Annotated in this window: 1 protein-coding gene; it reads left to right on the top strand. The window is 72.0% G+C overall.

Annotated features, from left to right (window positions below; translation table 11 throughout):
- The coding region (locus J0670_RS38490) for a DUF389 domain-containing protein (RefSeq protein WP_243438115.1) at positions 1 to 938 on the top strand (938 nt) is incomplete at its 5' end.
- Between the last annotated feature and the right edge of the window lie 182 nt (positions 939 to 1,120).

Consider the following 1,120-nt stretch of genomic DNA (forward strand, 5'->3'; position numbering starts at 1 on the left):
ACCTACGCCTGATAGTCCCGCCCGACCTGCGCGAGCGCGTCCTCGGCTGCCTGGAGGACGCGGTCGGGGTGACGCACGTCGTGCTCCTCCCGGGCGCGGCCGTGCGGCCCGCCGGGGATGTGGTGACCTGCGACGTGGCCCGTGAGGCGGCGGACGGGGTGCTGGGCGCGCTGCGCGGGACGGGCCTGCCCGAGCGCGGGGCGATCGACGTCTCGGCGATCGAGGTGACCCTCTCGGCGGCGGCCGACGAAGCCGAGCGGCAGGCCCCGGGGGAGGGGGCCGACGCGCTGGTGTGGGAGTCGGTCTCCGAGATCACCCACGAGGAGTCCACCCTGACCTGGGTGTTCCTGGCCTTCCTCACCGTCGCCACCATGCTCGCCGCCTGCGGCGCGGTGCTGGACAGCGCCGTTCTGGTCGTCGGCGCGATGGCGGTCGGCCCGGAGTTCGGACCGCTGGCCGGGCTCTGCGTGGCGCTCGTCCAGCGACGGCCGGGCCCCGCGCTTCGCTCCCTCAACGCCCTGGTGACGGGCTTCGCGGTGGCGATGGCGCTGACCGTCTGCTTCGGGCTGCTGATGGACGGCCTCGGACTCTTCTCGGAGGCGAAGTTCGACGCGGCCCGCCCGAACACCTCCTTCATCTGGCAGCCCGACGCCACCTCCTTCGTGGTCGCCTTCCTGGCGGGCATCGCCGGCCTGCTCTCCCTGACCTCCGCGAAGGCCGGCACGCTGGTCGGCGTGGCCATCTCGGTCACCACCGTGCCCGCCGCCGCCAACGCGGCGGTCGCCCTCGGGTACGGCGAGGTCAAGCAGTTCTGGGGCTCCAGCGTGCAGTTGCTGCTCAACCTGTCGGGCATCGTGGTGGCGGGGGTGCTGACCCTGCTGGTCCAGCAGCACGCCTGGTCGCTGATCCGGCGCAGGCGGCGGCGTACGGCGGGCTGACGGACGACGGCTGACGGCTGACGGCTGACGGATTTCAGCGAACAGATTTCAGGTAACAGATTTCAGCGAACAGAATCTGAAATCTGTTCGCTGAAATCCGTTACCTGTTCGCGCACCTCTGCCCGGGCCGCCCCCGCCGTACCAGAGCCCGCGCCCGCACCCGTGCGCTCCGAGACCAGCGG

This window comes from Streptomyces sp. FH025, from assembly GCF_017427025.1.
In the GTDB taxonomy this organism is placed as follows: Bacteria; Actinomycetota; Actinomycetes; order Streptomycetales; family Streptomycetaceae; genus Kitasatospora.